This is a genomic window from Pseudomonas sp. PA27(2017), assembly GCF_001945445.1.
Lineage (GTDB): Bacteria > Pseudomonadota > Gammaproteobacteria > Pseudomonadales > Pseudomonadaceae > Aquipseudomonas.
Genome location: NZ_MSXW01000031.1, coordinates 23,767 through 30,364, shown reverse-complemented (window position 1 = coordinate 30,364; position 6,598 = coordinate 23,767). Strand labels below are relative to the sequence as shown.

At 63.7% G+C, this 6,598-nt stretch carries 5 protein-coding genes; 4 read left to right on the top strand and 1 reads right to left on the bottom strand.

Going from position 1 to position 6,598, the window contains the following annotated elements:
• Nucleotides 1-854: TRAP transporter large permease (locus BVH06_RS16560; RefSeq protein WP_075934816.1), on the top strand; the 854-nt coding region annotated here is incomplete at its 5' end.
• Nucleotides 855-949: 95 nt separating this feature from the next.
• Here BVH06_RS16560 and BVH06_RS16555 read toward each other — a convergent pair.
• Nucleotides 950-2,494, bottom strand: coding sequence for a cyclic diguanylate phosphodiesterase (locus tag BVH06_RS16555; RefSeq protein WP_075934815.1), 1,545 nt, complete (start codon nucleotides 2,492-2,494; stop codon nucleotides 950-952).
• 247 nt (nucleotides 2,495-2,741) lie between these two features.
• Here BVH06_RS16555 and acs point away from each other — a divergent pair, with 247 nt between their 5' ends.
• The 3 genes from acs to BVH06_RS16540 all read left to right on the top strand — a co-directional run bounded on the left by acs (nucleotide 2,742) and on the right by BVH06_RS16540 (nucleotide 6,594).
• Nucleotides 2,742-4,703 carry an acetate--CoA ligase gene (gene acs, locus BVH06_RS16550; protein WP_075934814.1) on the top strand — a complete coding sequence of 654 codons (1,962 nt, stop codon included), beginning with the start codon at nucleotides 2,742-2,744 and terminating at the stop codon, nucleotides 4,701-4,703.
• A gap of 324 nt (nucleotides 4,704-5,027) precedes the next feature.
• Complete coding sequence (locus BVH06_RS16545; protein WP_075934813.1) at nucleotides 5,028-5,807, top strand: ABC transporter substrate-binding protein; 780 nt, start codon at nucleotides 5,028-5,030, stop codon at nucleotides 5,805-5,807.
• A gap of 97 nt (nucleotides 5,808-5,904) precedes the next feature.
• A complete protein-coding gene (locus BVH06_RS16540; RefSeq protein ID WP_075934812.1) occupies nucleotides 5,905-6,594 on the top strand; it encodes an ABC transporter permease in 690 nt (229 codons plus the stop codon).
• Nucleotides 6,595-6,598 lie beyond the last annotated feature (4 nt).

Sequence of the window (6,598 nt, the reverse complement as noted above, 5' to 3'; positions counted from 1 at the left end):
GTACCCTGGGCATCCTGATTCCGCCGTCGATCGTCATGGTGGTCTACGCCACCGCCACCGAAACCTCGGTGGGCAAGCTGTTCATGGCCGGTGTAGTGCCGGGGCTGCTGTTGGGCGTGTTCCTGATGATCACCATCTACATCATCGCCCGGGTCAAGAACATGCCGTCGCTGCCACGCGCGTCGATGGCCGAGATCCTCACCGCCGGGCGCAAGGCCGGCTGGGGCCTGCTGCTGATCGTGATCATCCTCGGCGGCATCTACTCGGGTATGTTCACGCCGACCGAAGCGGCAGCGGTGGCGGCGGTGTACGCGGCCTTCGTGGCGATCTTCATCTACAAGGACATGACCATCCGCGAGTGCCCGAAGGTGTTCGTCGAGGCCGGCAAGCTCAGCGTGGTGCTGATGTTCATCATCGCCAACGCCATGCTGTTCGCCCACGTGCTGACCACCGAGCAGATCCCGCAGTCGATCACCGCATGGGTCGTCGAGCAGGGCTTCAGCCCGATCGAGTTCCTGCTGGTGGTGAACATCGTGCTGCTGATCGCCGGGACCTTCATGGAGCCGTCGGCGATCATCCTGATCCTGGCGCCGATCCTCTTTCCGATCGCCATGCAGCTGGGCATCGACCCGATCCACCTGGGCATCATCATGGTGGTGAACATGGAGATCGGCCTGATCACCCCACCGACCGGTCTCAACCTGTTCGTCACCTCGGCGGTCACCGGCATGCCGCTGACCCGTGTGGTGCGCGCGGTTTCGCCGTGGCTGCTGGTGATGCTGGCATTCCTGATCCTGGTCACCTACGTGCCGTTCGTGTCGCTGGCATTGCCGAACTGGCTGGGTATGAACTGATAGCCTGCCCAGCGGCGGCTGCGCTCGCAGGCCGTTGAACAGGCTATGTCGCAAAAGAAAAAACAAGCCCGGCCACAGCGCCGGGCTTCCCGGTTCTATACCGTCGGCGGCGTGCGCAGCGTATCGAACAGCGGGGCGGCGGGCATCGGTCTGGCGAAGTGAAAGCCTTGCAGATAGCGCACATCACGTTGGGTCAGGTACTGAACCTGCTCCGCGCTTTCCACGCCCTCGGCGACCAGGTCCAGCTGCAGGCGGGTGGCCAGGTCGAGGATGTTGTCGAGCAGATGTCGGGACAGCGAGTGCGAATCGATCATCGAAATGAAGCTGCGGTCGATCTTCAGCACGTCGACGCGAAATTCGCGCAGGTAGGCCAGGCTCGAATGCCCGGTGCCGAAGTCGTCGATGGCGATGCGTACGCCCAACTGGCGCAATTCGGCGAACAGCCGTTCTGTGACCTCGGTAGGCGTGATCATCTGCCGCTCGGTGAGCTCGAGGATCAAGGTGATCTGCCCGGGCGCGAAGGCGGCCAGGAAGTCCCGGCATTCGTCGACCAGGTGCAGATCGCAGCATTGCGCAGCGGTGATGTTGATGCCGATATGAAAGCCCATGGGCAGGTGTTCGGCACGCCCGACGAAATCCTCGCGAACCTGGCACATCAACGCGCGGGTCATCGGCACGATCAGGCCCAGGCGCTCGGCCAGGGGAATGAACTGGTCGGGTGGCACCAGGCCTTCGGTCGGGTGCTGCCAGCGCATCAGGGTTTCGATGCCGTGCCAGTGGCCGGTCTGGGCATCCACCACGGGCTGGTAATAGGGGATGAACTCGTCGGCCTCCAGGGCGCGCTTGAGCGCCGTGCCGGGAGAGGTGGCGCGCAGGCCGAGCCGATAGCTGCCGGCGCCGGCCAGGCAACCGAGGATAATGAACAGCAGCCACTGCGGCTGATAGTGGTCCTGCATGTACTGCAGCGTGGCACCGGGCGCGTAGCCGGCGGCGACCCTGAAGGGATAGCGCGAGGAGGCTGCCTGGGTGGCGTATTCGAGCTCACCGCTGGGCGGTGTGGCGGTGACCCGGCCATCGGCGAAAATCCAGTTCTGGCCGACGGCGATCTGCAGCGACACTTCCTGGCCGTTGATCTGCAACAGGTTGATCAGGTGCTGCCCGTCGATACCGATCAATACGCCATGGTTACCCTCGGCCTTTCGGTAGACCAGTACGGCGCGGTCGGGCGTGACCGCGTTGCCGGCCATCAGACGCAGCTGGCCGCGAACGTAGCTGGCGGTATCTTCGTCCCGTTCATAGGCGCCCATCAGCGACGTGCAGTAGATCAGCCCGTCCGCTACCAGATTGACCGAGCGCGAGAACGGGCTGACGGCCACCTGGCTACGCAGCGTCTGCGCGACGCTCTCACAGGCTTGCCCGGCCAGTGGCAGCACCAGGCCGGCGGAGCGGGCTGCGTCGTCGAGCATGGCGTCGAGTTGTTTGCGGGCATCGGCTGCGCTTTTCACCGCGCGGCTTTGCAGCAGCGTCGCGGCTTGCCAGTACATGAGCGGTATGCCGAGTAGCAACGGCAACGCCGCGACCGCCAGCGAGGTGCTCAGGCGCCGGGCGCGCCCGCGGGTGCGCAGGGTGGAGAAGGGCATGGCGTTACGGGGTCCAGGATGGCTGTGCAGAGCTTAGCGAAAGTCGTCCGACAAGAATGCTCGCTGCGTCTCGCAATTGGCGCCAGGCAGCGGTGGTCGTAGAAGTTTGCGGGCGTTTGTGGCTTGGCAGCAGGAGCTGCGACCAAGGTCTAGCAGCGTTAAGACCATGGTCGAATGGTTGAGCAGGGGAGCGATGGTTACAAATGTCGCCATAGAAAAACAACATCAATAAAGCCGAGGTGATTCAATGAGTGCTGCGTCCCTGTATCCCGTGCGCCCTGAGGTGGCGGCCAATACGATGACCGACGAGGCCACCTACAAGGCCATGTACCAGCAGTCGGTGATCAACCCCGATGGCTTCTGGCGCGAACAGGCTCAGCGCCTCGACTGGATCAAGCCGTTCACCAAGGTCAAGCAGACGTCCTTCGACGACCACCACGTCGACATCAAATGGTTCGCCGACGGCACCCTCAACGTTTCCTACAACTGCCTGGACCGTCACCTGGAAGAGCGCGGCGATCAGATCGCGATCATCTGGGAAGGCGACGACCCGTCCGAGCACAAGGAAATCACCTACCGCCAGCTGCACGAGCAAGTGTGCAAGTTCGCCAACGCCCTGCGCGGCCAGGACGTGCACCGCGGCGACGTGGTGACCATCTACATGCCGATGATTCCCGAGGCCGTGGTCGCCATGCTGGCTTGCGCACGCATCGGCGCCATCCACTCCGTGGTGTTCGGCGGTTTCTCGCCCGAAGCCCTGGCTGGCCGCATCATCGACTGCAAGTCCAAGGTGGTGATCACCGCGGACGAAGGCCTGCGCGGCGGCAAGAAGATCCCGCTCAAGGCCAACGTCGACGACGCCCTGACCAACCCCGAGACGCGCAGCATCCAGAAGGTCATCGTGGTGCAGCGCACCGGCTCCGAGATCAAGTGGAACCAGCACCGCGACATCTGGTTCGAGGACCTGATGAAGGTCGCCGGCAGCGTCTGCGCGCCGAAGGAAATGGGTGCCGAGGAAGCGCTGTTCATCCTCTACACCTCCGGCTCCACCGGCAAGCCCAAGGGCGTGCTGCACACCACCGGCGGCTACCTGCTGTACGCCGCGCTGACCCATGAGCGGGTGTTCGACTACAAGCCGGGCGAAATCTACTGGTGCACCGCCGACGTCGGCTGGGTCACCGGCCACAGCTACATCGTCTACGGCCCGCTGGCCAACGGCGCGACCACGCTGCTGTTCGAAGGCATTCCCAACTACCCGGACGTGACCCGGGTGTCGAAGATCATCGACAAGCACAAGGTCAACATCCTCTACACCGCGCCGACCGCCATCCGCGCCATGATGGCCCAGGGCGAGGCGGCCGTGGCCGGTGCCGACGGCTCCAGCCTGCGCCTGCTCGGCTCGGTCGGTGAGCCGATCAACCCGGAAGCCTGGAACTGGTATTACGAGAAGGTCGGCCAGTCGCGCTGCCCGATCGTCGATACCTGGTGGCAGACCGAAACTGGCGGTTTCATGATCACGCCGCTGCCGGGCGCCACCGCGCTCAAGCCAGGCTCGGCGACCCGTCCGTTCTTCGGCGTGGTGCCGGCGCTGGTCGATAACCTGGGCAACCTGATCGAAGGCGCCGCCGAGGGCAACCTGGTGATCCTCGATTCCTGGCCGGGCCAGTCGCGTAGCCTGTACGGTGACCATGACCGTTTCGTCGACACCTACTTCAAGACCTTCAAGGGCATGTACTTCACCGGCGACGGTGCTCGCCGCGACGAAGACGGCTACTGGTGGATCACCGGTCGCGTCGATGACGTGCTCAACGTATCGGGCCATCGCATGGGTACCGCCGAAGTGGAAAGCGCCATGGTCGCTCACCCGAAGGTCGCCGAGGCGGCGGTGGTCGGCGTGCCGCACGACATCAAGGGGCAGGGCATCTACGTCTACGTGACCCTGAACCAGGGTCAGGAGCCGTCCGAGCAGCTGCGCCAGGAACTCAAGGCCTGGGTACGCAAGGAAATCGGCCCGATCGCCACCCCGGACGTGATCCAGTGGGCGCCAGGGCTGCCGAAGACCCGTTCGGGCAAGATCATGCGCCGCATTCTGCGCAAGATCGCTACCGCCGAGTACGACAGCCTCGGCGACATCTCCACCCTGGCCGACCCGGGCGTGGTGCAACACCTGATCGACACCCATAAGTCGATGCAGGCCGCCTGCGCCTGATCCGAGTCGTGCTTTGATGCGACGCCCCACACCGGTTGACCGGTGTGGGGCGTTCGTCTTTGTCCCGTGTGGATGACTCGGGCGACTGAACCGATTGGTCAGAATTGGCTGTTTTTTGTTCTGTCAAGATGGGCGGGCAGCTGCCCCCTGAGTTCTGTAATTAGTTGTCGCATCTGGGAAATATCGCCTGCCGCGCTATCGCTAGAATGCCGCACTTCCGTGCGCCGCCTGCAGCCCTGCGCTACGCTGGCGACGTCACCCTTCCATGGCCCGGCTTACCCGCCTTGCGGCCAGTGAAACCCCATCCCTGTCAGGAGTTTCCCCATGAAGAAGATCGCACTGCTCGGCGCGCTGGCACTATCCCTGCTGTCGCCGCTGACCATGGCCCAGGAGGCCAAGGCGCTGCGCATCGGTATCGAAGCGGCTTACCCGCCATTCGCCTACAAGACTCCCGACGGCAACATCACCGGCTTCGACTACGACATCGGCGTGGCCCTGTGTGAAGAAATGAAGGTCGAGTGCAAATGGATCGAGCAGGAGTTCGACGGCCTGATCCCGGCGCTGAAAGTACGCAAGTTCGACGCCGTGCTGTCGTCGATGTCGATCACCGAAGAGCGCAAGCGCGCCGTGGACTTCACCGGCAAGTACTACGCAACGCCTGCCAAGCTGGCGATGAAGAGCGGCGCGGTGATGAACGACGTGGCCACCGACCTCAAGGGCAAGAAGATCGGCGTGCAGCGCTCCTCCGTGTATGACCGCTACGCTACCGACGTCTTCGCGCCGGCCGGTGCCGAGATCGTGCGCTACAGCTCGCAGAACGAAGTGTTCCTGGACCTGAGCGCCGGCCGCCTGGATGGCACCATCGCCGACTCGGTGAACATCGAAGACGGCTTCCTGAAAACCGACGCCGGCAAGGGCTTCGCCTTCGTGGGCCCGGACTTCACCGAAGAGAAGTACTTCGGCGAAGGCCAGGGCATCGCCGTGCGCAAGGGCGACAAGGCGCTGGCCGAGAAGATCAGCGCCGCGATCCTGGCGATCCGCGCCAACGGCAAGTACAAGGCCATTCAGGACAAGTACTTCAGCTTCGACGTCTACGGCAAGTAAGGCGTTCTTCAGCAAAAGTGGCACACGCCGACGCTCGGCGCGTGCCACTTTTGCGTTGCATTTCCGGCGCCTGCGGGCGCACGCATGAGGTAAGCGGATGCTCAACGGCTACGGCTCGTCCATTATCGAGGGCGCCTGGCTCACCCTGATTCTGGCCTTGACCTCGATGGCGGTGGCGATCGTGCTCGGCCTGATCGGCGCCGCGTTTCGGCTGTCGCCGGTGCGCTGGCTGGCGGTGCTGGGGGAAACCTATTCGACGGTGATCCGCGGCATTCCCGACCTGGTATTGATCCTGTTGATCTTCTACGGCGGCCAGGACATGGTGAACCGGATCGCACCGATGCTCGGCTATGACGACTACATCGACATCAACCCCTTCGTCGCCGGCGTGTTCACCATGGGCTTCATCTTCGGGGCCTATCTGTCCGAGACCTTCCGCGGCGCCTTCATGGCCATCCCCAAGGGCCAGGCGGAGGCGGGCGCAGCGTACGGCATGAGCGGCTTTCAGGTGTTCATGCGCATTCTGGTGCCGCAGATGATCCGCTTCGCCATTCCGGGCTTCACCAACAACTGGCTGGTGCTCACCAAGGCCACCGCGCTGATTTCGGTGGTCGGCCTGCAGGACATGATGTTCAAGGCCAAGAGCGCCGCCGACGCCACTCGCGAGCCGTTCACCTTCTACCTGGCGGTGGCCGGTCTGTACCTGCTGATCACCAGCGTCTCGCTGCTGGCCCTGCGTTATCTGGAAAAACGCTACTCGGTCGGCACCAAGGTTGCCGAACTGTGAGGGC